Genomic DNA, 24,698 nt, shown 5'->3' with positions numbered 1-24,698 from the left:
CTGCGCGGCGCCATGCCAGGTGGCCCTCACCCCAACCCGCTCCCACAGGGAGAGGGAGAAAAAATTTGCCGCCACACCGCCAGCGCCTGCACCGTCTCGCGCACGTCGTGCACGCGCACGATGCGCGCGCCGCGCTCGACGGCCAGCAGGGCCGCGGCCACGCTGGCGACCACGCGCTCGGCCGGCGGCGGCGGCGCGGGTGCATCGCCCTGCAAGGCCGCGCCCAGCGATGACTTGCGCGACCAGCCGGCCAGCAGCGGATAGCCCGGTGCCAGCAGCTCGCGCTGGCGCGCCAGCAGGGCGAAGTTTTGCGCCACGGTCTTGCCAAAACCAATGCCCGGGTCCAGCACGATGCGAGACTTTTCGACCCCCAGCGCTTGCAGGTCGTGCGCGGCGCGCTGCAAAAACTGGAGCACCTGGGGCACGGCGTCGCCCGTCATCGGCGCGGCCTGCATGGTCTGCGGGTCGCGGTGCATGTGCATCAGGCACACGCCGCAGCGGCCGTGGCGCGCCACCACATCGGCCGCCCCCGGCTGGCGCAGCGCCCACACGTCGTTGACGATGTCGGCGCCCAAGTCCAGCGCGGCCTGCATCACCTCGGCCTTGTAGGTATCCACCGAAACCGGCACGCCCAATTTGACAGCCCCGGCCAGCACCGGCAGCACGCGCGCGAGCTCCTGATCCAGCGGCAGCGGCGGGCTGCCGGGGCGGGTGGATTCGCCGCCGATGTCCAGCATGTCGGCGCCGTCACGCAGCAACTGCTCGCAGTGGCGCAGCGCAGCGGCCGGCGTGGCGTGCGCGCCGCCATCCGAGAACGAATCGGGCGTGACGTTGACGATGCCCATGACGCGGGGCAACGTCAGGTCCACGTCAAAGCGCGTGGTCTGCCAACGATTCATGGGGTTTGCGAGCCACGCAAAAAAACCGGACGCAGAGGACGCAAAGATTTCGCAGAAGACGCAAAAGAATCCAAAAAATGGTTTCTTTCGCGTCCTCTGCTTGCTTTTGCGTCCTCTGCGTCCGGCTGTTGTTTTAGGCGGCGATCGGATCAGGCCGCCGTGGGCGCCGGCTCGGTGGGCTTGGCCTCGGCCGGAGTGCCGCCGCTGGGGCCGCCCGAGGGGGGCGTGCGCGGCGTGAAGTCCTTGGGCGGGCGCGGGTCGCGGCCGGCCATGATGTCCTCGATCTGGTCGCTGTCGATGGTTTCCCAGTCCAGCAGAGCCTTGGCCATGGCGTGCATCTTGTCCTGGTTGTCTTCGATCAGCTTGCGCGCCAGCGCATACTGCTCGTCGATGATGCGGCGGATCTCGGCGTCGACCTTCTGCATGGTCTCCTCGGAGATGTTGGTGGTCTTGGTCACGCTGCGGCCCAGGAACACCTCGCCCTCGTTCTCGGCATAAACCATGGGGCCCAGGGCCTCGCTCATGCCGTACTTCATCACCATGTCGCGCGCCAGGTTGGTGGCGCGCTCGAAGTCGTTGCTGGCGCCGGTGGTCATCTGGTGCATGAACACTTCTTCGGCGATGCGCCCGCCAAACAGCATGCTGATCTGGTGCAACATGTACTCCTTGTCGTAGCCGTAGCGATCGGTCTCGGGCAGGCTCATGGTCACGCCCAGGGCACGCCCGCGCGGGATGATGGTGACCTTGTACACCGGGTCGCACTTGGGCAGCAGCTTGCCGATCAGCGCGTGGCCGCTCTCGTGGTAGGCCGTGTTGCGGCGCTCTTCCTCGGGCATGACCATGCTCTTGCGCTCGGGGCCCATGAAGATCTTGTCCTTGGCGCGCTCGAAATCCTGCATCTCGACCACGCGCGCATTGCGGCGCGCGGCCATCAGCGCGGCTTCGTTGCACAGGTTGGCCAGGTCAGCGCCGCTCATGCCCGGCGTGCCGCGCGCGATGACGCTGGAGTTGACGTCCTGGCCGATCGGCACCTTGCGCATGTGCACGTTCAGGATCTGCTCGCGACCACGGATGTCGGGCAGCGTGACGTAGACCTGGCGGTCGAAGCGGCCGGGGCGCAGCAGCGCCGCATCCAGGATGTCGGGACGGTTGGTGGCGGCCACCACGATCACGCCCAGGTTGGTCTCGAAGCCGTCCATCTCGACCAGCATCTGGTTGAGGGTCTGCTCGCGCTCGTCGTTGCCGCCGCCCAGGCCCGCGCCACGCTGGCGGCCCACGGCGTCGATCTCGTCGATGAAGATGATGCAGGGGGCATTCTTCTTGGCGTTCTCGAACATGTCGCGCACGCGCGCCGCGCCCACGCCGACGAACATCTCGACGAAGTCGGAGCCCGAGATGGAGAAAAACGGCACCTTGGCCTCGCCGGCAATCGACTTGGCCAGCAAGGTCTTGCCGGTGCCCGGGGGGCCCACCAGCAGCAGGCCGCGCGGGATGCGCCCGCCGAGTTTCTGGAATTTCTGCGGGTCTTTCAGGAAGTCAACCACCTCCTTGACCTCTTCCTTGGCCTCGTCACAGCCGGCCACGTCGGCAAAGGTGACGGTGTTGTTGTTCTCGTCCAGCATGCGCGCCTTGGACTTGCCGAAGCTGAAGGCGCCGCCCTTGCCTCCCCCCTGCATCTGGCGCATGAAATACACCCACACGCCGATCAGCAGCAGCATGGGGCCCCAGCTGACCAGCAGGGTCATCAAGAGCGAGCCTTCTTCGCGCGGCTTGACGTCGAACTTGACGTTGTGGTTGATCAGGTCGCCCACCAGGCCGCGGTCGAGATACGTGGCCTGGGTGCGCACGCGGCGGTCGTCGTTCAGGATGGCGACGATGTCGGTGCCGCCCTGGCCCTCCTGAAGCGTGACGCTCTTGACGCGGTCATTGCGCACGTCGGCCAGGAAGTCGGAATACGCCACATGGTTGGCGCCGGCCGCGCGGCCGCCGTCGAACTGCTTGAACACCGTGAACAGCACCATGGCGATCACCATCCAGACGGCGATCTTGGAAAACCATTGATTATTCAAAGCCTGTGCTCCAGTTCAGAAAATAGCTGCGTTGGACGCAGATGAGACTGATTTTAGGCGTTTCAAGGCAAAACACCCGATTGACGTCCGTCAACCCTGTAACGAAAGCCGCTTTGGCTGCGCAGGCGCCACGGCCCGCCGCGCGGCGGCCGACCGGCGCGTGCGCCTACTTGGGCCCGATCCCCACGAGAAAGGTCTCGGCCGAGCGCGCGCGCGATGCCTTGGGCTTGATCGGCTTGACCACGCGAAAGCGCTCCTTGAACAGCTTGACCAGCTGGCTGTAGCCGCTGCCGTGAAACAGCTTGACCACCAGCGCCCCCTCGGGCTTGAGGTGCTGCCCCGCGAACTCGACCGCCAGCTCCACCAGATGCGCGATGCGCGCGGCATCGCTGGACTCCACCCCCGACAGATTGGGCGCCATATCCGACACCACCACGTCCAGCGCCTGCCCGCCCAGCGCAGCCGCCAGCTGCGCCAGCACCACGTCCTCGCGAAAGTCGCCCAGCAGAAACTGCACGCCCTCGATCGGCTCCATGGGCAGAATGTCCAGCGCCACGATCGTGCCGTCCAGTTCCCCCACCGCCGCGCCCTGCGGCGCCATGCGCCGGCGCAGGTACTGGCTCCAGGCGCCCGGCGTGGCCCCCAGGTCCACCACCCGCTGGCCGGGTTTGATCAGGCCCAAGGTCTCGTCGATTTCCTTGAGCTTGTAGGCCGCGCGCGCACGGTAGCCGTCTTGCTGCGCCCGCTTGACGTAAGGGTCGTTCAGGTGGTCGGACAGCCAGGCCTTGTTGACCTTTTTGCTTTTGGACTTGACTTTCATGCTGCCCGGATAATACGGGCATGCCGAAAATCGAACTCACGCCCACCCAGCGCAAGGCCCACCGCGCCGAGGCCCATCACCTCGACCCCGTGGTCATGATCGGGGGCGACGGCTTGACGCCCGCCGTGCACAAGGAGGCCGACCAGGCGCTGAACGCCCACGGGCTGATCAAGATCCGCGTGCTGGAGGGCGACCGCGCCGCGCGCGACGCGATGTTTCAGCAACTGGCCGACGAGCTGAACGCCGCGCCCATCCAGCACATCGGCAAGCTGCTGGTGCTGTGGCGGCCCAAGCCCGCCAAGACCCACGAACCCGACGAAGACCGGCGCGCCGGTCCCAAGGACGTGAAGGTGCTGAAGTACAGCAAGCGCGGCGGCCAGCGCCCCGAGGTGCGCGTGGTGCGCGTGCTGGGCAACCAGCGGCTGTCACCGGGCGGCAAGCTGAAGAAGGCGCCGCCCAAACAAAAGTCGATCAAGAAAAATCGTCCGGATTGACCTTTCGATGACTATTTATTTGATAGCTATCCGCGCATGACTGACCAGCGCCAGCGGCACATTTTGTGCATGAAATGGGGCACCAAGTACGGCCCCGAGTACGTCAATCGCCTCTACGGCATGGTGCGCCGGCACCTGTCGGGCGACTTCAATTTTGTCTGCCTGACGGACGACGCCACCGGCATTCGCCCCGAGGTGCAGTGCCTGCCGATTCCGCCGCTCAATCTGCACCTGAAGCCCGGCCAGCGCGACGGCGCCTGGAAGAAGCTGACCACCTTCGAGGCCGACCTGCACGGCCTCACGGGCACGGCCTTGTTCGTGGACCTGGACGTGGTCATCGTCGGCCCGCTGGACGATTTTTTCACCCAGCCGGGCGAGTTTTTGATCATCCACGAATACCCGCGCTTCTGGCGCTTTGGCGAGCGCATCGTCGGCAATTCGTCGGTGTACCGGTTCGAGCTGGGCGCGCACGCCGACGTGCTGGCCTACTTTCGCGGCCACATGGACGAGGTGCAAAAGCAGTACCGCAACGAGCAGGAGTTCCTCTCGCACTTTCTGCACCGCCAGGGCAAGCTGGCGTACTGGCCCACCGGCTGGTGCCCCAGCTTCAAGTACCACTGCATCCCGCCCTGGCCGACCAACTACGGGCGCGAGCCGGTGCCGCCCGCCGATGCGCGCATCGTCATCTTTCACGGCGAGGTGAATCCGCACGACGCGCTGGCGGGACGGCGCAACAAGCGCTGGCGCCACATCCAGCCGGCGCGCTGGGTGGGCGATGCGTGGAAAGAATGACCTCCTTCAGCGCGCCACGCCGGCACCCACGCCCACCAAGGGTCGCCCCACCAGCCGCGTGAGAATGGCCAGCGGGCTGGCCTGCGGGTTGGCCTCGCGCCCGGGGGGCAGGTACAGGGTCTGCTCCATCATGAACTGGCCGCTCATCACCGCGTGCGTGGCCTGGTCGGAGTAGCACACCCACACGCTGCCGGCGGCAAAGGGCATGCTCACCTGCGTGCCGCTCTTTTGATAGGCCTCGTCGCGCTTCATCGCGTCGTGCAATTGCAGCATCAGGTGGTCGTATTCGCTGCGCAGCGACTTGGTGACGTGCAGCGCATTCAGCGCCTTGGCCTGCCACAGGCGGTAGGGCTTGGCGCGCGGCAAGAACTGGCGCGCCACCGTCTCGAAGTCATCGCCCACGCGCCACACGCGCGGCACGCCCGTGGGGTTGATGTTGGCAAACACGCGCAGGATGCGCTCGCCGTAGTTGGGGCGCGACGGAAACGCATCGACGTGCATGCGCTGGTCGTCGGCGCGCACCGACTGCCGGCGCGTCTCGACCTGGCGCGGGCGAAAGCTGGTGGGCGCGGCGCGCAGCAGGCCCCGGTATTCGGGCAGCAGGCCGTCGATGAGCTGCAGCGCCTGCTGGCGAAAGCGCGCCACCATGGCCGTGAGCTGCGCCTGCTCCTGGGCGCTGCCGCCCGCGCCCTTGAGCACGCCGTCGGCGCCCAGGCTGACGTTGCGTGATTTGGGCGAGAGCATGTCGGCACGCAGCAGCGCGCGCTCGCCGGGCAGCACCTCGAAGGCCAGGTGCGGAAAGTACAGCACCCGTCCGGCCTCGACGGCGGCGGTCCATTCGGGGCGACCGGCCAGGCGCCAGTCGGCGGCGTCGATTTCGACAATGGGTGAATTCATGGGTAGGTGTCTCCACGGCGGCCGGCCAGCGGCCACAGCACCACGGCGGCGCAGAGCCACTGCACGACGTACAAGGCCGCACCCAGGCTGTGCCACAGTCGCAGGTTCTGCCGCGCCACGATGCGCGGGGCCACGGCGTACTCCAGCAACAGCGCCAGCAGCATGCCGAAAACTACAAATACGATAGCTATCCGCGCTGGATGGGCGGGCGCCAGAGCCCTGTTTTGCTTGTAAACCAGCAGCAGCACCAGCCCGCACGCCAGCGACACCCAGGTCTGCGCGGCAAACAGGTGGGCCGCGGCGTGACCGGCCAGCGCCTTGCTGGGCAGGTTGGCAAACAGCAGCGGCACGGCCATGAAGCCGATCACCGACAGGCTGCCCCACCACAGGGCGGCGGCGTAGACGGGCAGGCGTTCGGTCATGGGCGCATTTTGCCGCGTGAGCAAACGCATTCACCCGCGGCGCTTTGCATCGATGGAAAGCATTGAAACTTTGACGAGCCAATAGGCCGCGGAGCAGGCCAGGCCAGCGAACGCCATGGACGGGCTTGCACCGGCCATCGGCGTTGTCCCCCTTCCAAGCGAAGCGCCAGAGAGGGGGCTGAGGTCTGCGGCTCCAGACCTGCCTGCGCAGGTCTGGACAGACCGAAGGGCCGCCGCCTCTGGCGGCGAGCGCCGAGGCGCGAAGCGACTCAGGGGGGTGTCACACATACTTCACGGCAATGATCTCGTAGTGCCGCGCGCCGCCGGGTGCCTGCACCTCGGCGGTGTCGCCCACTTCCTTGCCGATCAGCGCGCGGCCGATGGGGCTGCCGACGTTGATCAGGCCTTGCTTGAGGTCGGCCTCGTCTTCGCCCACGATCTGGTAGGTGACCTGCTCGCCGCTGTCTTCTTCCTCCAGTTCCACCGTAGCGCCAAACACCACGCGTCCGCCGGCGTGCAGCGTGGCCGGGTCGATGATCTGCGCGGCGGCCAGCTTGCCCTCGACCTCCTTGATGCGGCCCTCGATGAAGCCCTGGCGGTCCTTGGCCGCGTCGTACTCGGCGTTCTCGCTCAAGTCGCCGTGCGAGCGCGCCTCGGCAATTGCCGCGATGACGGCGGGTCGATCCTGCGTCTTCAGGCGCTGCAGTTCGGCCTTGAGCAGTTCGGCGCCGCGTTTGGTGATGGGAAGGGTAGCCATGGGTCGTCAGTTTCTCAAAAGCAAACCGCCGAGGCGGCGCCTCGGCGGTGGGGATTAGGGGGTGCTTGACCGCATTATGCCGTGCCGGCTGGTGCACGCCCTGCAGCGCATAAAGCCGCTGGGCCCAATGGCCGCGGAGCAGGCCACGCCAGCGGACGCCGTGGAGCGGGCTTGGCCCGGCCACTGGCGTCGTCCCCCTTGGGGGAAGGCGCCGCAGGCGACTCAGGGGGTATCCAACTGCGCGTGCATCTCCTGCACCGAGATCACGCCCAACTGATCCATGGCCTTCATGCCCTCCACCGCCGCCTCGGCGCCGAAGATGGTGGTGATGGTGGGCACGCGCGCGGCCAGGGCGCTGGTGCGGATCGCGCGGCTGTCGGCAATGGCGTTGCGGCGCTCTTCGACCGTGTTGATGACCAGCGAGACGCCGCCGTTCTTGATCAGATCGACCACGTGCGGGCGGCCTTCGGTCACCTTGTTGACGGTTTCGCAGGCAATGCCCGCGGCCTGGATGGCGGCGGCCGTGCCGCGCGTGGCCACCAGGGCAAAACCCATGGCCACCAGGTCGCGCGCGATCGCGACGGCCTGCGGCTTGTCGTGGTTCTTCACGGTCAGAAACACCTTGCCGGCCGGCGTGCCGTCGGGCTTGAGCGGCCGCGGCAGGCGCTCGCCAGCGCCGATCTCGGCCTTGATGTAGGCCTCGCCAAAGCTCTTGCCCACGCCCATCACCTCGCCGGTGGACTTCATCTCGGGGCCCAGGATGGTGTCCACGCCGGGGAACTTGACGAAGGGGAACACGGCTTCCTTGACGCTGAAGTACGGCGGGGTCACTTCGGCGCCGATGCCCTGCTTGTCCAGCGTGTCGCCCACCATGCAGCGCGCCGCCACCTTGGCCAGCTGGATGCCGGTGGCCTTGCTGACGAAGGGCACGGTGCGGCTGGCGCGCGGGTTGACCTCCAGCACGAAGATCACGTCCTGCTTGCTGCCACCCTCCTGCGGCTGCTCCTGGATGGCGAACTGCACGTTCATCAGGCCCACCACGTTCAGGCCTTGCGCCATCGCCGCGGTCTGGCGCTTGAGCTCGGCCACCGTCTCGGCCTTCAGGTAGTACGGCGGCAGCGAGCAGGCCGAGTCGCCCGAATGCACGCCCGCCTGCTCGATGTGCTCCATCACGCCGCCGATGAACACGCGCCCGGCGCTGTCGCGCACGGCGTCCACGTCGCACTCGATGGCGTCCGACAGAAAGCGGTCCAGCAGCACGGGCGAGTCGTTGCTGACCTTGACGGCCTCGCGCATGTAGCGCTCCAGGCCCTGCTGCTCGTGCACGATCTCCATCGCGCGCCCGCCCAGCACATACGATGGCCGCACCACCAGCGGGTAGCCCAGGGCGGTGGCCTTTTCCAGCGCTTCGCTCTCGGTGCGCGCGGTGGCGTTGGGCGGCTGGCGCAAGCCCAGCTTTTGCAGCAGCTGCTGAAAGCGCTCGCGGTCCTCGGCGGCGTCGATCATGTCGGGGCTGGTGCCGATGATGGGCACGCCTGCGGCCTCCAGGTCGAGCGCCAGCTTCAGCGGCGTCTGCCCGCCGTACTGCACGATCACCCCAAAGGGCTTTTCGGTGTCCACGATCTCCAGCACGTCTTCGAGCGTGAGCGGCTCGAAGTACAGGCGGTCGGAGGTGTCGTAATCGGTCGAGACGGTCTCGGGGTTGCAGTTGACCATGATGGTCTCGTAGCCGTCCTCGCGCATGGCCAGCGCGGCGTGCACGCAGCAGTAATCGAACTCGATGCCCTGGCCGATGCGGTTGGGCCCGCCGCCCAGCACCATGATCTTCTTCTTGCCGGTGGGCGCGGCCTCGCACTCGCTCTCGTAGGTCGAGTACATGTAGGCCGTGTTGGTCGGGAACTCGGCCGCGCAGGTGTCCACGCGCTTGTAGACCGGGCGCACGCCCTGGGCGCGGCGCGCGGCGCGCACGGCGGCATCGGTGGTTTTCAACAATTTGGCCAGCCGGCGGTCTGAAAAGCCTTTGCGTTTGAGCGTGAGCAGCTCCTCTTTTGATAGTGTGGCCAGCGCCTTGTCGCCGTGCTGCGCGGTGTGTGCATCCAGCTCCAGCTCGATCTTGACGATCTCCTCGATCTGCACCAGAAACCACGGATCGATCCTGGTGAGCTGGTGCACTTCATCGAGTGACCAGCCGGCAGCAAAGGCATCGCCCACGTACCAGATGCGCTCGGGGCCGGGCTCGCCCAGCTCCTTTTCGAGCAGTTCGCGGTCCTGCGTCTTTTCGTTCATGCCGTCCACGCCGACTTCGAGCCCGCGCAGCGCCTTCTGGAACGACTCCTGGAAGGTGCGGCCAATGGCCATGACCTCGCCCACGCTCTTCATCTGCGTGGTCAGGTGCTTGTCGGCGGCGGGGAACTTCTCGAACGCGAAGCGCGGGATCTTGGTGACCACGTAGTCGATGGTCGGCTCGAACGATGCGGGCGTGGCGCCGCCCGTGACTTCGTTCTTGAGCTCATCGAGCGTGTAGCCCACGGCCAGCTTGGCGGCGATCTTGGCGATGGGAAATCCCGTCGCCTTGGACGCCAGCGCCGACGAGCGGCTGACGCGCGGGTTCATCTCGATCACCACCATGCGCCCGTCGCGCGGGTTGACCGAGAACTGCACGTTGGAGCCGCCGGTGTCCACGCCGATCTCGCGCAGGATGGCGATGCTGGCGTCGCGCATCAGCTGGTATTCCTTGTCGGTCAGCGTCTGCGCGGGGGCCACGGTGATCGAGTCGCCCGTGTGCACGCCCATGGGGTCGAGGTTCTCGATCGAGCAGACGATGATGCAGTTGTCGGCCGGGTCGCGCACCACCTCCATCTCGTACTCTTTCCAGCCCAGCAGCGACTCCTCGATCAGCAGCTCGCTGGTGGGCGAGGCCTCCAGCCCGCGCTTGCAGATGGTCTCGAACTCCTCGGGGTTGTAGGCAATGCCCCCGCCCGTGCCGCCCAGGGTGAAGCTGGGGCGGATGACGGTGGGAAAGCCCACCTTCTTTTGCACCGCCCAGGCCTCGTCCATGCTGTGGGCGATGCCCGAACGCGCCGACTCCAGGCCGATGCGCGTCATCGCCTCCTTGAACTTCAGGCGGTCCTCGGCCTTGTCGATGGCCTCGGGGCGCGCACCGATCAGCTCGACGTTGTACTTGGCCAGCACGCCGTGGCGCCACAGGTCCAGCGCGCAGTTCAGTGCGGTCTGCCCGCCCATGGTCGGCAGGATGGCGTCGGGCTTTTCCTTGGCGATGATCTTCTCGACCGTGGGCCAGGTGATGGGTTCGATGTAGGTGACGTCGGCCGTGGCCGGGTCGGTCATGATGGTCGCCGGGTTGCTGTTGATCAGCACCACGCGATAGCCCTCCTCGCGCAGCGCCTTGCAGGCCTGCACGCCGGAGTAGTCGAATTCGCAGGCCTGGCCAATGACGATGGGGCCGGCGCCGATGATGAGGATGGTCTTTAAGTCGTTGCGTTTAGGCATGGCGGTCGTTGTCCAGCTTGTCCAAGAGCGCCTGGGCGCGCTCGGGCGGCATGTTTTTTTGCATCAGTTGAATCAGGCCGTCACCCTCGATCAGGGGGCGCAGCACGGCGGCCTCGGCGTCGTAGAACTTCACGTCCCAGGCCGCCAGCTCACTGGCGAATTCCTCGTCGCTCCAGCTCTTGCCCTTGGCCAGAAAGGTGACCAGGGGCATGGCCTTGAGCTCGATGAAGGACTTCTTGTAGGGCTTCTGGCTCCAGCGCTCGGCAAACCATTCGCGGTGCGGCGCGCCCAGGCCCAGCATGCGCTTGGCAATGGCTTTTTCAAGGCTGGCTTGGGGAAAGGCGTAGAGCTTCATGGTGCGGTGGCCATAGGCCGTGGCATCAGGCAGTTTTGCGACCCTGCTCCATCAGCGTGATGAAGCGGTCGAACAGATAGTCGATGTCTTGCGGGCCGGCGGATGCCTCGGGATGGCCCTGAAAGCAGAACGCGGGCCGGTCCTTGCACTCGAAGCCCTGCAAGGTGCCGTCGAACAGGCTGATGTGCGTGGTGCGCACGTTGCCCGGCAGCGTCTTCAGGTCCACCGCAAAGCCGTGGTTCTGGCTGGTGATGCTGACGCGGCCGCTGTCCAGGTCGCGCACCGGGTGGTTGGCGCCGTGGTGGCTGTTGGCCATCTTGAAGGTTTTGGCGCCCACGGCCAGCGCCATGATCTGGTGGCCCAGGCAGATGCCGAAGACGGGCTTGCCGCTGGCGATCAGCGTGCGCGTGGCGTCGATGGCGTAGTCGCAGGGCTCGGGGTCGCCCGGGCCGTTGGACAGGAACACGCCGTCAGGCTGCATCGCCAGCACGTCGGCGGCGGGCGTTTGCGCCGGCACCACGGTGATCTGGCAGCCCCGGCTGGCCAGCATGCGCAGGATGTTGCGCTTGACGCCGAAGTCGTAGGCCACCACCTTGAAGCGCGGCGCGATCTGCGTGCCGTAGCCCTGACCGAGCGTCCACTCGGTCTGCGTCCATTCGTAGGGCTGTTTGGTGCTGACCACCTTGGCCAGGTCCAGCCCGTTCATGGGCGGCGCGGCGCGCGCGGCGGCCAGGGCCTGCTCGATGCGCTGGGGCGTGGCGGCCTGCCCCGCGGCCAGCGCCAGGATGCAGCCGTTTTGCGCGCCCTTGTCGCGCAGCAGGCGCGTGAGCTGGCGCGTGTCGATGCCGGCAATGGCCACCGCGCCTTCGGCCTTCAGGTAGTCGGACAGGCCTTGCGTGGCGCGAAAGTTGCTGTAGCGCAGCGGCAGGTCGCGAATGATCAGGCCGGCGGCCTGCACCCTGCCGGACTCGACGTCCTCGGGATTGACGCCGGTGTTGCCGATGTGCGGATAGGTCAGCGTGACGAGCTGCTGGCAGTAGCTGGGATCGGTCAGGATTTCCTGATAGCCGGTCATGGAGGTGTTGAACACCACTTCGCCCACCGTGCTGCCGGTGGCGCCGATGGCCTGGCCCACAAAGACGCTGCCGTCTGCAAGGGCCAGGATCGCGGGTGGGAATTTCCCCTGCAGGGAAGAAAGCACTGGGGTTCTCCGTTTGGTGACGGTCGCCCGTGCCGGTGCGCGGCGCGTCGCGCGGGCGACGGCTGAAGGCACTGCTGGAGGTGCTTTTGACGCGGTCGGGCGACGCTGTTGCGAAAAGCTCTTGATTATAGCCGGCGGCGGGTCGCTGCTGCCCGCGCGGCCTTGCTTGAGGCGGCCGTTCAGCCCGCTCCGGCCGGCCGGCCCACCGCGCTGGCATGCAGGCAAATGGCCGCAGCCGCTGCCACGTTCAGCGACTCCTCGCCGCCCGGTTGGGCGATGCGCACATGCTGGGCGGCACGTGCCTCGATCGCCGCATCGACGCCCTGCCCTTCGTGCCCCAGCACCCAGGCGCAAGGCCAAGCCAAGGTGGCGCGGTGCAATAAATCGCCGCGGTGCGAGCTGGTGACCAAAAGCGGCACGCGCAGCGCGGCCAGATCGTCCACCGCCAGCCCCTCCACCAGCCGCAGCCCGAAGTGCGCGCCCATGCCGGCGCGCAGCACCTTGGGCGAGCCCAGCAGCGCGGTGCCGGTGATGGCCGCGACCTGCGCAAAGCCAAAGGCCGCCGCGCTGCGCAAAATGGAGCCCACGTTGCCGGCGTCCTGCACGCGGTCGAGCACCACGGTGGGTGCATCGGGCAGCAAGGCGGGCGCGGCGGGCCAGTCGAGCACGAAGGCCAGCGGCGCCGGCGAGGGCAGGCCGCTGATGTGGTGCATCAGGGCGTCGTCGATCACTATTGTTTTGGTAGCTGCTTGCGCTTGTTCCACCGCGGCCAGCGGCCAGTATGACTGCGCAATCACGGCCAGCGCCGGCTTCAGGCCACGCGCCAGCGCCGCTCGGCACAGGTGATCGCCCTCCACCCAGATGCGGCTCTGCTTGCGGTAGGCGCCGCTGTCCTGGGCCAGGCGCTTCAAGTCCTTGACCAAGGGGTTGTCACGCGAATGAATGAATTGGGGTTCGCTCATGCGCCGGCCTCGCCGCGTTGCGCCGCCCGCGCCACCGGCGCGAAGCTGCGCCGATGCAGCACGCAGGGCCCGTGCGCCCGCAGCGCCGCCAGATGCGCCGCCGTGCCATAGCCCTTGTGCGCCGCAAAGCCGTATTGCGGCCACTGGGCATCGACCTGGGCGCACCAGCGGTCGCGCGTGACCTTGGCCAGGATGGAGGCCGCCGAGATGGCGGGCACGATGGCGTCGCCGCCCACCACGGCCTCGGCGCGCATGGGCAGCCTGGGCAGGCGGTTGCCGTCGACCAGCACCTTGGCGGGCGGCAGGCGCAGGCCGGCAACGGCGCGTTGCATGGCCAGCAGCGTGGCCTGCAGGATGTTGAGGCGGTCGATCTCCTCCGTCGTGGCTTCGGCGATCGAGCAGCACAGGGCATTGGCACAGATCGCGTCGAACAGCCGGTCACGCCGCAGGGCCGTGAGCTTCTTGGAGTCGGCCAGGCCCGCGATGGGCCGACGCGGGTCGAGGATGACGGCGGCGGCCACCACCGGCCCGGCCAGCGGGCCGCGCCCAGCCTCGTCCACGCCGGCCACCAAGCCGGGCGCGTCCCAGTCCAGGGGCGCTTGTTCAGCGTGCAAGAAGCGTTTGGATCGCATCGGTGGCCAGGCGCGCGGTGTCGCGCCGCAACTCGTCGTGCAGCGCGGCAAAGCGCGCCTGCAAGGCCGCCATTTTCTCAGGCGCGGCCAGCCAGTCCAGCACCGCGGCAGCCAGCGCCTGCGGCGTGGCAGCGTCCTGGATCAATTCGGGCACGACGAAGGGCGCGTCGGGCCGGTCGGCGGCCTGCTGCGCGCTCAGGCCCGCGGGCCGCTGCAGCCACTCGCGCGGTGCGCACAGGACGTTGGGCAGGCCCACCCAGGGCAGCTGGCGCTTGCGGCGCATCAGCGCATGGCTCAGGCGCGGCATGGCGTAGGCAATGACCATGGGGCGCTTGAACAGCGCCGCCTCCAGCGTGGCGGTGCCGCTGGCGATCAGCGTCACGTCGCAGGCCGCCAGCGCCGCGTGCGACTGGCCGGGCAGTACGTGCAGCGCCGCGCCCAGGCCGCTGGCACGCGCCAGCGCCTCGACTCGGCCGAGCAGGTGTGGCACCGCAGGGACTATGAATTGTGTAGCCGGCTGCGCTTGCTGGATCAGCGCTGCGGCTTGAAAAAACCGCGAAGCCAGGTGCTCGATCTCGGCTGTGCGACTGCCCGGCAGCAAGGCCACCACGGTGCCGCCCGGCGACAGGCCCAGCGCGCGCCGCGCGGCCGCGCGGTCGCTCTGCATGGCGATGACGCTGGCCAGCGGGTGGCCCACATAGGTCGCGGCAATGCCGTGCGCCGCCAGCAGCTCGGGCTCGAAGGGAAACAGGCACAGCACGTGGTCGGCGGCGGCCTTGAGCTTGACGAGCTTTTCGGGCCGCCAGGCCCAAAACGAGGGGCTGACGAAGTGCAGGGTCTTGATGCCCGCGCTCCTGAGCCGCGCCTCCAGGTCGAAGTTGAAGTCCGGCGCATCGACGCCGATGAACAGGTCAGGCCGCTCGGCCATCAGGCGATCGCCCAGCTGGCGGCGGATGCGCAGCAGCTCGGGCAGGCGCGGCAGCACCTCCAGGTAGCCGCGCACGGCCAGCTTTTCCATCGGCCACCAGGCGTCGAAGCCCTGCGCCGCCATCTGCGCGCCGCCAATGCCTCCCGCGCTCAAGCCGGGCCAGCGCGCACGCAGCGCGGCCAGCAGGTGGCCGGCCAGCAGGTCGCCGGAGCTTTCGCCGGCGACCACACCGAAGCGGGGGCCAGCACTCATGCCGCCACCGCAGCGATGCCCGCCTGCACCCAGCCTGCAAAGCGCTGCGGCTGCTCCAGCGGCAGCAGGTGTCCGGCGCCATCGAGCACATCGTGACGCGCCTGGGGCAAGGCCTGCGCCAGGCCGTCGGTGGCCACGGCAAACAGCGCGGACGTGCGTGCGCCGCGGCCCAGCACCACCGGGCAGGCCAGGCGCTGCAGGTCGGTGCGCGTGACCTCGCGGCTGGCCGGCTGCTGCAGTTGATGGGGCAAGGTGGCGGCGTTGTCCAGCTCGATCTGGCGAATCCACGGCGGCTGCGCGGCAAAGCAGCCGACCTGAGCTCCCGATCCATCGACCAGCAACTCGACGCAGCGCGCCAGCGGTTCGCCGCGCTGCACGGCGCCAAACAGCGGACCGAACAGGCGCGCCGCATCTTCGGCGTAGCGCTGCAGATGCCCGGGATCGCTCAGGTGCTGATGGCGGCCCGGCTCGTACAGGACGAGGCTGCGCAGCGGCGGCGCGCCGTCCATGGTGGCAGCCAGCAGGCTGACGTCGGCGCCGTAGGACCAGCCCAGCACGTGGGCCGGCGTGCCATGGCGCTGCGCCAGCGCGTGCAGCAAGGCCTGCAGGTCGCGCGCGTGGGTCTCGTAGCCGAAGGCCGGCGTCAAGGGCGGCGCGCCCAGCATTTGCGCCGGGCCGAAGTAGCGCTGCGTGAAGGCATGCACCTGAAAGTGCGGCGCCAGCCGCTCGGCCACGGGCTGCCAGATGCGCCCGTCGGCGAGCGCGCCGTGCACCAGCACCATGGGCTCGCCGGCTCCACGGACGATCAGGCGATCGGCCAACCCCCCAGCCGCCGCCTGCGTCACCGGACGATGCCCCGCGTGGCCAGGGTCAGGAACTGCTGCATCAGCGCAATGTCGGCATCGGCCTCAAGCACCTCGCCACGCAGCGCGTCGATCTGCTGGCGTGCGGCGTCCAGCGTCAGGCCCTTGCGGTAAAGCAGGCGATTCATCTGCTTGACGATGGCAATGCGCTCGGGCGTGTAGCCGCGTCGGCGCAGGCCCTCGGCGTTGATGCCCTGCGCCTCGGCGGGGTTGCCGGCGGCGGTGACGAAGGGCGGCAGGTCTTGCGCCAGGCGGGTCTGAAACCCGGTCATGGCGTGGGCGCCGACGCGCACGAACTGATGAATGCCCGTGAGGCCGCCGACAAACACCCAGTCACCCAGATGCACATGGCCACCCAGCGTCGCGGCGTTCGCCATCACGATGTGGCTGCCGAGCTCGCAGTCGTGCGCGATGTGCACGTAGGCCATGATCCAGTTGTCGTCGCCCACGCGGGTGACGCCGGCATCCTGCACGGTGCCGGTGTTGATGGTGACGAACTCGCGGATGGTGTTGCCGTGACCGATCTCCAGCCGCGTGGGCTCGCCGGCGTATTTCTTGTCCTGCGGCGGCGCGCCGATGCTGGCGAACTGGAAAATGCGGTTTTCCGCGCCAATCGACGTATGCCCCTCGATCACGCAGTGCGCGCCGATGGTGGTGCCGGCGCCGATGCGCACGTGCGGGCCGATGACGGCATAGGGCCCGACCTGGACGGACGAATGGAGCTCGGCCTTGGGGTCGATCAGTGCCGTGGGATGGATCTGCTGCACTGGGTCCGGCATTTCAGTGACCCATGACGCTGTGTGTCACCCGCAGCGCCGGAAACCCAAAGAGCCCGAAGGCCGCGGAGCAGGCCAGGCCAGCGATCGCCGTGGCCGGGGTCTCCCCGGCCAGTGGCGATGCCCCCTGCAAGGGGGTGGGCGAAACATCGCGCAGCGAGTGGAGACTGGGGGTGTTCACATCACATCGCGCATGGTGCACATGATGGCCGCTTCGCAGGCCACTTCGTCGCCCACCATGGCCTTGCAGTTGAAGCGGTAGATGCCGGCGCGCGCGCGGTCGAGCGCCGCATGCAGCACGAGCTGGTCGCCCGGCTCGACCGGGCGCTTGAAGCGCGCGCCGTCGATGCCGACGAAGTAGAACACCTGGTTGTCGCCCAGCGACACGCCCTCGGTCTCGAAGGACAGCAGCGCGCAGGACTGGGCCATGGCCTCGAGCATGAGCACGCCGGGCATGACCGGGCGGCCCGGGAAGTGACCGGTGAAGCAGGGCTCGTTGACCGTGACGTTCTTGATGGCGCGGATCGTCTTGGCCTGCAAGTCGATGTCGAGCACCCGATCGACCAGCAGGAAGGGGTAGCGGTGGGGCAGTTTCTCGAGAATGCGGTGGATGTCCATCATGGCGAATGCTGCATTTTTAATAGCTATTGGCGCAGAGGCTGCCCGCGCGACGGCCCATTCTACGCATGAGAGGGGCCGGCCAGCCGCTTTTCGAGCGCGCGCACGCGATCACGCAGCGCGTGGATGTGCTTGAGCGCGGCGGCGTTTTTCTCCCAGCTGCCGTTGTCATCGATCGGGAAAAAGCCCGTGTAGTGGCCGGGCTTGAGGATGGAGCGCGTGACGATCGAGGCCGAGGAGATGTGCACGTGGTCGGCGATCGTCAGGTGTCCCAGGATCATGCCTGCGCCACCCACCGTGCAATGCGCGCCGATGCGCGCGCTGCCGGCCACGCCCACGCAGCCGGCCATGGCCGTGTGCCGCCCGATGTGGCAGTTGTGGCCGATCTGGATCAGGTTGTCGAGCTTGACGCCGTCCTCGATCACCGTGTCTTCCAGCGCGCCGCGGTCGATGCAGGTGTTGGCGCCGACCTCCACGTCGTCGCCGATGCGCACGGCGCCCAGCTGCTCGATGCGCACCCAGGCGCCGTCGTCGGGGGCAAAGCCAAAACCATCGCCGCCGATCACCGCCCCGCTCTGGAGCAGGCAGCGCGCGCCGATGACGCAGTGCTCGCCCACGGTCACGCGGTCCCTGAGCACCGTGTCGGCGCCAATGCGCGCCCCGCGCCCGATGAAGCAGAGCGCGCCGATGCTGGCGCTGGGGTCGACGTGCGCGCCCTCCTCGACCACTGCGCTCGGATGGACGCCGGGGCGCGGTGCGCCGCCATGCGCACGCCGCCACAGCTGGGTCACGCGGGCGAAGTACAGGTGGGGGTTGTCGGCGACGATGCAGTCGCCGCGCTGGCGCGCCGCGGCGGCCAGCGCGGGCCCGACGATGATGCAGCCGGCTTGCGTGGAGCGCAGCAGATGCTCCAGCCGCGGGTCGACCAGATAGCTCAGCTCGCCGGCCTGCGCCTGCTCCAGCGGCGCCAGGCGCGTGATGACGCGTTCGGCGTCACCCGACAACTCGCCGCCAAGGGCTTGGACGATGGCGCCGATGCGCAGCGTCATGACCGGCTCCTGCTTGACCCTGGCCGGCGCGGCGCGCGCGCCGCTCACTTGCCGCCGTTGAGCGCCTTGATCACCTTGTCGGTGATGTCCAGCCGCGGGTTGATGTAGACCGCCTCCTGGAAGATGGCGTCGTACTTCTCGGTCTCGGCCACCTGGCGCACGATGCGATTGGCGCGGTCCAGCACCTGCTGCAGCTCTTCCTGCTTGCGCGCGTTCAGGTCGTCCTGGAATTCGCGGCGCTTGCGCTGCAGTTCGCGGTCCTGGTCGATCAGCTGACGCTGCTTGGCCTGACGCTGGCTGTCGGTCATGGTCAGGGACTCGCGTTCGAAGCGGTCGGAGGCGTTCTTGAGCGCCTGACCCGCGTCGTCGATTTCCTTCTCGCGCCTGGAAAACTCCTGCTCCAGCTTGGCTTGCGCGGCCTTGGCAGGCGCCGCTTCACGCAGCAGGCGGTCGGTATTGACAAAGCCGATGCGCGCGGCGTCCTGGGCCCAGGCGGCCGGCGCCAACAGCAAGGCGCCCGCCATCACGGCAACGGGCAGCCGACGAAAAATGAACGACATCAAAACGAGGTTCCGATCTGGAATTGGAAACGCTGGATTCTATCGCCGGGGCGCTTGCGCAAGGGGAAGGCCAGCGCAAAGCGCAGCGGGCCCAGCGGCGAAATCCAGGACAGGCCGATGCCGGTGGAGTAGCGCAGGCCGTCGGCACTGATCTTCTCGCCGTCGCCGTACAGGGCGCCGGCATCGACAAAGCCGAACAGGCGCAGCGTGCGGTCGTTGCCCGCGCCCGGGAAGGGCGTGAGCAGTTCGGTGTTGACCGTGAACTTGCGCGTGCCGCCGGTGAAGGCGCCGGTCACGTCGCGCGGGCCCAGGGTGTTCTGGTCGTAGCCGCGCACCGAGCCCAGGCCGCCGGAGTAAAAGTTCTTGAACACCGGGAACGGCCGCCCACCCAGGCCCTTGCCCCAACCGGCCTCGCCGTTGAAGGCCAGCGTGTAGGACTTGGACAGCGGCACATACTGCTGATACTGGTAGTCGGCCTTGGCATAGCGCGCGTCGCCGAACAGGCCCAGCTCGCCCATCAGGCGCTGGTAGCGGCCCGAGGTGGGCGCCAGCGCACTGTCGCGCGAGTCGCGCGACCAGCCCAGGGTGAAGGGGAAGGCGGCGCTGGTATAGCCGAAGCGCTCGGCATACGCCAGGTAGGCGGCCGGAATGTTGGTGCCGGGCTTGATGCGCGTGCGCTCGGCGTTCAGGCCCAGGTACACGGTGTCGAGCTCGGTCACGGGCAGGCCGAACTTCAGGCCCGCGCCCATGGTGACCAGGGTGTAGTTGCCGCCCTGGTCCTGGTAGGGCTTTTGCGTCTTGTAGTACACGTCCACGGTGCGCGACACGCCGTTGACGGTGAAGTACGGATCGGTCGCGCTGACCACCACGGTGCGGTTGTACTTGCCGGTGTTCAGCTGCAAATCGAGCCGGTTGCCCGAGCCGAACACGTTGTCCTGCGTCAGGCCGAAGGTCAGGGACAGCTTTTCGGCCGACGAATAGCCAGCGCCGATCGACACGTTGCCGGTGGGCTTTTCCTTGACCTCGACGTTCAGGTCCACCTGGTCTGGCGCGCCAGGCACGTCGGCGGTGGCCACCGACAGCTCGGTGAAATAGCCCAGGCGATCCACGCGGTCGCGCGAGAGCTTGATCTTCTCGGCGTCGTACCAGCTCGACTCGTACTGGCGGAACTCGCGGCGGATCACCTCGTCGCGGGTGCGCGCGTTGCCGATGATGTTGATGCGGCGCACATAGGCACGGCGCCCCGGCTCGACGCGCAGGTCGATGGCCACGCGGTTGTTGGCGCGATCGACCTCGGGCACCGCCTCGACCTGCGCGAAGGCGTAGCCGTAGTTGCCCAGGTGGTCGGTGATGGCCTTGGTGGTCTCGGCCACCTGGGTGGCGTTGTAGGCCTCGCCGGGCTTGATGGTGATGAGCGACTTGAACTCGTCGTCGCGGCCCAGCAGGTTGCCGTCGATCGACACGCCGGAGACCACGAAGCGATCACCCTCGGTGATGTTGATGGTGATGCCGATCGACTCCTTGTCGGGCGAGATCGCCACCTGGGTGGAGTCGATCTTGAAGTCGAGATAGCCGCGCGCCAGGTAGTACGAGCGCAGCGACTCCAGGTCGGCGTTGAGCTTGCCGCGCGAGTACTGGTTGCTCTTGGTGTACCAGTCGAGCCAGCCGCCCGTGTCCAGGTCGAACAAATCCTTCAGCGTGCCCTCGGAGAAGGCGTGGTTGCCGATGATGGTGATGTCCTTGATGCGCGCCGAACGCCCTTCGGTGATGTTGAACGTCAGCCGCACCTGGTTGCGCTCGGTGGGGGTGACCGTGGTCTGCACCTCGGCGCCGTACAGGCTGCGGTTGATGTACTGGCGTTTGATCTCCTGCTCGGCGCGATCGGCCAGCGCGCGGTCGTAGGGGCGCCCGGCGGTCACGCCGGCATCGCGCAGCACGCCCTGCAGCACCTCGTTGTTGAATTCCTTGTTGCCGGCGAACTCCACCTGGGCGATGGTGGGGCGCTCCTGCACGACCACCACCAGCACGTCGCCCTGGGTTTCCACGCGCACGTCGGAGAACAGCCCCAGCGCGTACAGCGCGCGGATCAGCGCCGCGCCCTTGTCGTCGTTGTAGGTGTCGCCGATGCGCACGGGCAGCGATGCAAACACCGTGCCCGGCTCCACGCGTTGCAGGCCTTCGACGCGGATGTCGCGCACCGTGAAGGGTGAAACGGCCCAGGCCATCTGGGCGGCAAAAGCCAGGGAAACCAGCGCGGCAACGGTGCGCAGATGCAGGCGGTGAGCTGAAAAGTTCATGAATGCGAAGCAACAGGCGGCCGGCAAGCAACCGCGAACCAGAACGAAAACGAAGACCCGATCAGCCCCAACGGTTGACGACGTCGTTGAACATGGCAACCGTCATCAAGGTCAGCAGCAAGCCCATGCCCACGTATTGCAGGCGCTCCAGCCAGACACCGGTGACCGGTTTTCCCGTCACCGCCTCCCAAAGATAATACATCAGGTGCCCCCCATCGAGGACCGGGATCGGCAGCAGGTTGAGCACGCCCAGACTGACGCTGATGAAGGCCAGAAAGGCCAGGTAGTACGTCAGGCCCAGGCTGGCCGACTTGCCGGCATAGTCGGCAATGGCGATCGGGCCGCTCAGGTTTTTCAGCGACAGCTCGCCCACCGCCATGCGCCCCAGCAGGCGCAGCGACAGCGCCGACACCTCCCACACGCGCGTCACGCCGGCCCACAGGCCATCCACCGGACCCAGGCGCACCAGCACCATCTCGGGCGCGCCACCCACCATGGCGCCGATGCGGCCGATGCTCTTGCCCTGCTCCTGCACGGCATCGGGTTGCACGCTCAGGCTGATCACCTGGCCGTCGCGCTCGATCTGCCACTCGCGCGCCGGCGGCGCGCCGTCCCGCGCCGAGGCGCGGATGCGCTCGCGCAGCTGCTGGCCGTCCTCGATCACGGTGTCGCCCACGCGGCGCACCACATCGCCGGGCGCAAGGCCAGCGCGCTCGGCGGCGCCGCCGGGCACCAGTTCGCCAATGACCGGGCGCGACAACGGCGCCAGGATGCCGATGGCGCGAAACAGGCTCGCATCGGGGTCGTGCCGCTTGAGCGAGGACAGCGGCAGGGTCAGCTCGCGATGGCGCCCCGCGCCGGCGTCGGCAACCACGTCCAGGACCACGTCCTGCCCATCCAGCGCGCCCTGCGTCAGCAGCCAGCGCAGGCTCTCGAAGGAGGCCAGCGGCGCCGGCTCATCGCCGGCCAGCGCGCCGCGCTCGATCAGATCGCCGCCTTGCAGCCCGGCCTTGGCTGCCAGCGAGCCCGCCACCGGCGGCGCCAGCACGGCGCGCGGCTCCTGCATGCCGACCCAGCCCACCAGCGCATACAGCAGCACGGCCAGCACCAGGTTGGCCACCGGCCCGGCGGCCACCACCAGCGCGCGCGACTTGAGCGGCTGGGTGTTGAAGGCCAGGTGGCGCTCCTCGGGCGCCACATCGCCCTCGCGCTCGTCCAGCATCTTCACGTAGCCGCCCAGCGGGATGGCGGCAATGACGAATTCGGTGTCCTGGCCGGGGTGCTGCCGGCGGGGTTTGTAGCGCAGCAGCGTCGGCCCGAAGCCGATCGAAAAGCGCAGCACCTTCACGCCGCAGGCCACGGCCATGCGGTAGTGGCCCCACTCGTGGACGGCGATCAGGATCGCCAGGGCAACGACGAAGGCGATCAGCGTGGTGAGCATGGCGTGTATTGTCCTCCTGCCGCGGTGCGCACGGCGGCCCGGCGCTCGGTCATGGAGCGCAGGACTTCACGGCAAGTTCCGCCCGCGCGCGGGCGCGCCCGTCCAGCGCCAGCAGCGCCGCCAGCGAATCGGGGTGCTCGGGCAGCACGGCATCCAGCGTGGCGCGGTTGACGTGGTGGATCTGGTCGAAGCGGATGCGCCGATCCAGAAAGGCCGCCACCGCCACTTCGTTGGCGGCGTTCAGCACGGCGCACGTGCCGGGTGCGGCGCGCAAGGCTTCCCAGGCCAGCGCCAGGCCGGGGTAGCGCGCGCGGTGGTCCGCGCTGTCGATAGCCTCGAAGCTCAGGTCCTGCAAGGCGCGAAAGTCCAGCACCGGCGCGCCCGAGGCCATGCGCTCGGGCCAGGCCAGGCCATAGGCGATGGGCACGCGCATGTCGGGCGTGCCCAGTTGCGCCACCACCGAGCTGTCCCTGTACTGCACCATCGAATGAATCACGCTTTGCGGGTGAATCACCACCTCGATCTGCTCGGGCGCCACGCCGAACAGGTAGCGCGCCTCGATCACCTCCAGCGCCTTGTTCATCATGGTGGCCGAGTCGACCGAAATCTTGCGCCCCATCACCCAGTTGGGGTGGGCACAGGCCTGCTCGGGCGTCACATCCCGCAAGCTGAGGGGATCGCGGGTACGAAACGGCCCGCCCGAGGCGGTCAGGATGATCTTGTCGATGCGCGCGGCCCAGGTGGCCCGGGCCTCGGGCAGCGACTGGAACACGGCCGAGTGCTCGCTGTCGATCGGCAGCAGCGTGGCGCCGCCCTCGCGCACGGCGCGCAGGAACACCTCGCCGCCGACCACCAGCGCCTCCTTGTTGGCCAGCAGCAGGCGCTTGCCGGCGCGCGCTGCCGCCAGGCATGGCGCCAGGCCCGCGGCGCCCACGATGGCCGCCATGACGGTGTCCACCTCGGACCACGATGCTATTGTTTCAAGAGCTGTCGGCGCTTGTTCCACCTGCGTTGGCAGCCCGTTTTCCTTCAATTTTCGGGCCAGCTCGGCCGCGTGCGCCGGGCTGGCCATCACGGCCACGCGCGGACGAAACTGCGCGCATTGCGCCAGCATCGCGTCGACCCGGGTGGCGGCGCTGAGGGCCACCACCTCGAAGCGCTCGGGATGCCGCGCCACCACGTCCAGCGTGCTGACGCCGATGGATCCGGTGCTGCCCAGCACCGCCAGGCGTTGCCTCGTCATGCGAACCTCGACACCACGCTCACCAGCAGCATGGCCAGCGGCAGCGTGGGCAGCAGCGCGTCGATGCGGTCCAGCACGCCGCCATGCCCCGGCAGCAGCTGGCTGGAGTCCTTCTGGCCGGCGCTGCGCTTGACCAGCGACTCGATCAGGTCACCCGCCACGCTCATGCCCACCATGAAGACCACGCCCCAGATCAGGCCGGCCAGGCCGAATTCGTACAGGCGCGAATAAAGGCTGGGGGCGGCGTCGGCGTGCGCGCCATCCCAGGTGATCCAGCACGCGCCCACCGCCAGCACGCCCAGCATGCCGCCCCACACGCCTTCCCAGCTCTTGCCGGGGCTGATGCTGGGCGCCAGCTTGCGCCCGCGCGTGAAGCGCCCGCCCAGCGCGCGGCCGGCAAAGTAGGCAAAGATGTCGGCGGCCCACACCAGCACCAGCACCGACAGCAAAAAGTTGATGCCCACGCGCCGCGCCTGCGCCAGCGCCAGCCAGGCCGCGCACAGCATGGCCAGGCCCAGCACCCAGCGCAGCGCGCGTGCCAGCCGGCCCCAGGCGGGCACCCCGCGCCCCAGCAGCCAGATGCCGCCCAGCACCCAGGCCACGCCGACAGCGATCCACAGCACCGGCAAGGCCGATTCGACGGCGCCCGCACCCCACAGGCCGGCGCACAGCACGGCGCACAGCACCCCCGTGGCCAGCGCGCCGGTTCCGGCCACGCCGTTCAGGCGCGCCCATTCCCAGGCCGCCGCGGCAATGAACAGCAGCGTGAGCGCGATGAAAGGCACGGGCGAGGCGGCAAACAGGGCCGGCAGCAGCACCGCCAGCAGCACCAGCGCAGTGATGATTCGGGTCAGCAGCATG

23 protein-coding genes are annotated in these 24,698 nt (G+C 68.3%); 2 read left to right on the top strand and 21 right to left on the bottom strand.

Annotation, left to right across the window (positions count from 1 at the left end; genetic code table 11):
- Nucleotides 1–26: 26 nt before the first annotated feature.
- The 3 genes from folP to U1F38_RS03280 form a co-directional block, all read right to left on the bottom strand.
- Nucleotides 27–899 carry a dihydropteroate synthase gene (gene folP / locus U1F38_RS03290; protein WP_409985612.1) on the bottom strand — a complete coding sequence of 291 codons (873 nt, stop codon included), beginning with the start codon at nucleotides 897–899 and terminating at the stop codon, nucleotides 27–29.
- A gap of 149 nt (nucleotides 900–1,048) precedes the next feature.
- Nucleotides 1,049–2,968, bottom strand: a complete 1,920-nt coding sequence (gene ftsH, locus U1F38_RS03285) for an ATP-dependent zinc metalloprotease FtsH (RefSeq protein ID WP_409985611.1) — start codon at nucleotides 2,966–2,968, stop codon at nucleotides 1,049–1,051.
- Nucleotides 2,969–3,134: 166 nt separating this feature from the next.
- On the bottom strand, nucleotides 3,135–3,788 hold the full coding sequence (locus U1F38_RS03280; RefSeq protein ID WP_409985610.1) for an RlmE family RNA methyltransferase: 654 nt from the start codon (nucleotides 3,786–3,788) through the stop codon (nucleotides 3,135–3,137).
- A gap of 20 nt (nucleotides 3,789–3,808) precedes the next feature.
- Between U1F38_RS03280 and U1F38_RS03275 the strand changes: the two genes are divergently transcribed.
- Together U1F38_RS03275 and U1F38_RS03270 are read left to right on the top strand one after the other, a co-directional pair.
- Nucleotides 3,809–4,282: a YhbY family RNA-binding protein gene (locus tag U1F38_RS03275; protein WP_409985609.1), complete on the top strand. Its 474-nt coding sequence runs from the start codon at nucleotides 3,809–3,811 to the stop codon at nucleotides 4,280–4,282.
- A 69-nt stretch (nucleotides 4,283–4,351) separates the two neighbouring features.
- On the top strand, nucleotides 4,352–5,074 hold the full coding sequence (locus U1F38_RS03270) for a glycosyltransferase (RefSeq protein ID WP_409985608.1): 723 nt from the start codon (nucleotides 4,352–4,354) through the stop codon (nucleotides 5,072–5,074).
- Between the two features lie 6 nt (nucleotides 5,075–5,080).
- On the opposite strand, the gene U1F38_RS03265 is transcribed toward U1F38_RS03270, so the two are convergent.
- The 18 genes from U1F38_RS03265 to U1F38_RS03180 all read right to left on the bottom strand — a co-directional run bounded on the left by U1F38_RS03265 (nucleotide 5,081) and on the right by U1F38_RS03180 (nucleotide 24,697).
- Nucleotides 5,081–5,971 (bottom strand): Kdo hydroxylase family protein, encoded by an 891-nt coding sequence (locus U1F38_RS03265; protein ID WP_409985607.1) that lies wholly within the window; start codon nucleotides 5,969–5,971, stop codon nucleotides 5,081–5,083.
- Complete coding sequence (locus tag U1F38_RS03260; RefSeq protein WP_409985606.1) at nucleotides 5,968–6,393, bottom strand: DUF4149 domain-containing protein; 426 nt, start codon at nucleotides 6,391–6,393, stop codon at nucleotides 5,968–5,970. The genes U1F38_RS03265 and U1F38_RS03260 overlap by 4 nt, the downstream gene beginning before the upstream one ends.
- Before the next feature lie 280 nt (nucleotides 6,394–6,673).
- Nucleotides 6,674–7,150 carry a transcription elongation factor GreA gene (greA, locus tag U1F38_RS03255; RefSeq protein ID WP_409985605.1) on the bottom strand — a complete coding sequence of 159 codons (477 nt, stop codon included), beginning with the start codon at nucleotides 7,148–7,150 and terminating at the stop codon, nucleotides 6,674–6,676.
- 222 nt (nucleotides 7,151–7,372) lie between these two features.
- The gene (carB, locus tag U1F38_RS03250) at nucleotides 7,373–10,660 is read right to left on the bottom strand and encodes a carbamoyl-phosphate synthase large subunit (RefSeq protein WP_409985604.1); all 3,288 of its coding nucleotides are present in this window, start codon (nucleotides 10,658–10,660) and stop codon (nucleotides 7,373–7,375) included.
- Nucleotides 10,653–11,015 (bottom strand): hypothetical protein, encoded by a 363-nt coding sequence (locus tag U1F38_RS03245; protein WP_409985603.1) that lies wholly within the window; start codon nucleotides 11,013–11,015, stop codon nucleotides 10,653–10,655. The genes carB and U1F38_RS03245 overlap by 8 nt, the downstream gene beginning before the upstream one ends.
- A 25-nt stretch (nucleotides 11,016–11,040) precedes the next feature.
- Nucleotides 11,041–12,216: a glutamine-hydrolyzing carbamoyl-phosphate synthase small subunit gene (gene carA, locus U1F38_RS03240; protein WP_409985602.1), complete on the bottom strand. Its 1,176-nt coding sequence runs from the start codon at nucleotides 12,214–12,216 to the stop codon at nucleotides 11,041–11,043.
- 179 nt (nucleotides 12,217–12,395) lie between these two features.
- On the bottom strand, nucleotides 12,396–13,178 hold the full coding sequence (locus tag U1F38_RS03235; protein WP_409985601.1) for a TrmH family RNA methyltransferase: 783 nt from the start codon (nucleotides 13,176–13,178) through the stop codon (nucleotides 12,396–12,398).
- A complete protein-coding gene (rnhB, locus tag U1F38_RS03230; protein WP_409985600.1) occupies nucleotides 13,175–13,810 on the bottom strand; it encodes a ribonuclease HII in 636 nt (211 codons plus the stop codon). The genes U1F38_RS03235 and rnhB overlap by 4 nt, the downstream gene beginning before the upstream one ends.
- Nucleotides 13,782–14,990, bottom strand: coding sequence for a lipid-A-disaccharide synthase (gene lpxB / locus U1F38_RS03225; protein ID WP_409985599.1), 1,209 nt, complete (start codon nucleotides 14,988–14,990; stop codon nucleotides 13,782–13,784). The genes rnhB and lpxB overlap by 29 nt, the downstream gene beginning before the upstream one ends.
- The gene (locus tag U1F38_RS03220) at nucleotides 14,987–15,772 is read right to left on the bottom strand and encodes an alpha/beta fold hydrolase (RefSeq protein WP_409985598.1); all 786 of its coding nucleotides are present in this window, start codon (nucleotides 15,770–15,772) and stop codon (nucleotides 14,987–14,989) included. The genes lpxB and U1F38_RS03220 overlap by 4 nt, the downstream gene beginning before the upstream one ends.
- A 59-nt stretch (nucleotides 15,773–15,831) precedes the next feature.
- The gene (gene lpxA / locus U1F38_RS03215) at nucleotides 15,832–16,620 is read right to left on the bottom strand and encodes an acyl-ACP--UDP-N-acetylglucosamine O-acyltransferase (RefSeq protein WP_409985794.1); all 789 of its coding nucleotides are present in this window, start codon (nucleotides 16,618–16,620) and stop codon (nucleotides 15,832–15,834) included.
- A gap of 186 nt (nucleotides 16,621–16,806) precedes the next feature.
- Complete coding sequence (fabZ, locus tag U1F38_RS03210; RefSeq protein WP_409985597.1) at nucleotides 16,807–17,250, bottom strand: 3-hydroxyacyl-ACP dehydratase FabZ; 444 nt, start codon at nucleotides 17,248–17,250, stop codon at nucleotides 16,807–16,809.
- Nucleotides 17,251–17,309: 59 nt separating this feature from the next.
- Nucleotides 17,310–18,296 (bottom strand): UDP-3-O-(3-hydroxymyristoyl)glucosamine N-acyltransferase, encoded by a 987-nt coding sequence (gene lpxD, locus U1F38_RS03205; protein WP_409985596.1) that lies wholly within the window; start codon nucleotides 18,294–18,296, stop codon nucleotides 17,310–17,312.
- Between the two features lie 44 nt (nucleotides 18,297–18,340).
- Nucleotides 18,341–18,856 (bottom strand): OmpH family outer membrane protein, encoded by a 516-nt coding sequence (locus U1F38_RS03200; RefSeq protein WP_409985595.1) that lies wholly within the window; start codon nucleotides 18,854–18,856, stop codon nucleotides 18,341–18,343.
- Nucleotides 18,856–21,153: an outer membrane protein assembly factor BamA gene (bamA, locus tag U1F38_RS03195; protein ID WP_409985594.1), complete on the bottom strand. Its 2,298-nt coding sequence runs from the start codon at nucleotides 21,151–21,153 to the stop codon at nucleotides 18,856–18,858. Before bamA ends, U1F38_RS03200 begins: the two co-directional genes overlap by 1 nt.
- A 61-nt stretch (nucleotides 21,154–21,214) precedes the next feature.
- Nucleotides 21,215–22,594 (bottom strand): RIP metalloprotease RseP, encoded by a 1,380-nt coding sequence (rseP, locus tag U1F38_RS03190; protein ID WP_409985593.1) that lies wholly within the window; start codon nucleotides 22,592–22,594, stop codon nucleotides 21,215–21,217.
- Nucleotides 22,595–22,643: 49 nt separating this feature from the next.
- On the bottom strand, nucleotides 22,644–23,837 hold the full coding sequence (ispC, locus tag U1F38_RS03185) for a 1-deoxy-D-xylulose-5-phosphate reductoisomerase (protein WP_409985592.1): 1,194 nt from the start codon (nucleotides 23,835–23,837) through the stop codon (nucleotides 22,644–22,646).
- On the bottom strand, nucleotides 23,834–24,697 hold the full coding sequence (locus tag U1F38_RS03180; RefSeq protein WP_409985591.1) for a phosphatidate cytidylyltransferase: 864 nt from the start codon (nucleotides 24,695–24,697) through the stop codon (nucleotides 23,834–23,836). The genes ispC and U1F38_RS03180 overlap by 4 nt, the downstream gene beginning before the upstream one ends.
- Between the last annotated feature and the right edge of the window lies 1 nt (nucleotide 24,698).

Source organism: Ottowia sp. (genome assembly GCF_046348305.1).
Lineage (GTDB): Bacteria > Pseudomonadota > Gammaproteobacteria > Burkholderiales > Burkholderiaceae_C > Ottowia.
The sequence above is the reverse complement of the archived record's forward strand: the minus strand, read 5'-3'. Positions and strand labels throughout refer to the sequence as shown.

Coding starts and splice junctions, on each gene's coding strand:
- U1F38_RS03200 (WP_409985595.1), bottom strand. CDS start 18,856: ATGTCGTTCATTTTTCGTCGGCTGCCCGTTGCCGTGATGGCGGGCGCC.
- U1F38_RS03275 (WP_409985609.1), top strand. CDS start 3,809: ATGCCGAAAATCGAACTCACGCCCACCCAGCGCAAGGCCCACCGCGCC.
- U1F38_RS03235 (WP_409985601.1), bottom strand. CDS start 13,178: ATGAGCGAACCCCAATTCATTCATTCGCGTGACAACCCCTTGGTCAAG.
- U1F38_RS03270 (WP_409985608.1), top strand. CDS start 4,352: ATGAAATGGGGCACCAAGTACGGCCCCGAGTACGTCAATCGCCTCTAC.
- folP (WP_409985612.1), bottom strand. CDS start 899: ATGAATCGTTGGCAGACCACGCGCTTTGACGTGGACCTGACGTTGCCC.
- U1F38_RS03280 (WP_409985610.1), bottom strand. CDS start 3,788: ATGAAAGTCAAGTCCAAAAGCAAAAAGGTCAACAAGGCCTGGCTGTCC.
- ispC (WP_409985592.1), bottom strand. CDS start 23,837: ATGACGAGGCAACGCCTGGCGGTGCTGGGCAGCACCGGATCCATCGGC.
- rnhB (WP_409985600.1), bottom strand. CDS start 13,810: ATGCGATCCAAACGCTTCTTGCACGCTGAACAAGCGCCCCTGGACTGG.
- lpxB (WP_409985599.1), bottom strand. CDS start 14,990: ATGAGTGCTGGCCCCCGCTTCGGTGTGGTCGCCGGCGAAAGCTCCGGC.
- U1F38_RS03260 (WP_409985606.1), bottom strand. CDS start 6,393: ATGACCGAACGCCTGCCCGTCTACGCCGCCGCCCTGTGGTGGGGCAGC.
- lpxD (WP_409985596.1), bottom strand. CDS start 18,296: ATGACGCTGCGCATCGGCGCCATCGTCCAAGCCCTTGGCGGCGAGTTG.
- U1F38_RS03265 (WP_409985607.1), bottom strand. CDS start 5,971: ATGAATTCACCCATTGTCGAAATCGACGCCGCCGACTGGCGCCTGGCC.
- bamA (WP_409985594.1), bottom strand. CDS start 21,153: ATGAACTTTTCAGCTCACCGCCTGCATCTGCGCACCGTTGCCGCGCTG.
- fabZ (WP_409985597.1), bottom strand. CDS start 17,250: ATGATGGACATCCACCGCATTCTCGAGAAACTGCCCCACCGCTACCCC.
- carB (WP_409985604.1), bottom strand. CDS start 10,660: ATGCCTAAACGCAACGACTTAAAGACCATCCTCATCATCGGCGCCGGC.
- U1F38_RS03220 (WP_409985598.1), bottom strand. CDS start 15,772: ATGGTGCTGGTGCACGGCGCGCTCGCCGACGGGCGCATCTGGCAGCCC.
- U1F38_RS03180 (WP_409985591.1), bottom strand. CDS start 24,697: ATGCTGCTGACCCGAATCATCACTGCGCTGGTGCTGCTGGCGGTGCTG.
- rseP (WP_409985593.1), bottom strand. CDS start 22,594: ATGCTCACCACGCTGATCGCCTTCGTCGTTGCCCTGGCGATCCTGATC.
- U1F38_RS03245 (WP_409985603.1), bottom strand. CDS start 11,015: ATGAAGCTCTACGCCTTTCCCCAAGCCAGCCTTGAAAAAGCCATTGCC.
- greA (WP_409985605.1), bottom strand. CDS start 7,150: ATGGCTACCCTTCCCATCACCAAACGCGGCGCCGAACTGCTCAAGGCC.